Raw genomic sequence first — 236 nt, 5'->3', positions numbered from 1 at the left:
CTATGACGTGCTGCGCCAGACCGCCGAGATCAAGCGCCACGTGGGGTATATGACCCAGCGTTTCAGCCTCTACGAAGACCTCACCATCCGGGAAAACCTGTACTTCGTCGCCCGCATGTACGGGATGGCGAACCGCCGCGCTGCCGTGGACCGGGCCCTGGAGGACCTGGGGCTCGCGCAGTGCAGCCGCCAGCTCGCCGGCACCTTTTCGGGCGGATGGAAGCAGCGGCTGGCCC

1 protein-coding gene is annotated in these 236 nt (G+C 66.9%); it reads left to right on the top strand.

Going from position 1 to position 236, the window contains the following annotated elements; translation table 11 throughout:
• Positions 1-236 (top strand): ATP-binding cassette domain-containing protein (locus ACTFO6_RS19840; RefSeq protein ID WP_439936002.1); only part of this gene is annotated, 236 nt, incomplete at both ends.

Origin of the sequence: Pelomicrobium sp. G1 (assembly GCF_051905455.1) — a bacterium.
Lineage (GTDB): Bacteria > Pseudomonadota > Gammaproteobacteria > Burkholderiales > UBA6910 > Pelomicrobium.
This window is presented reverse-complemented; position numbering and strand designations above follow the sequence as displayed.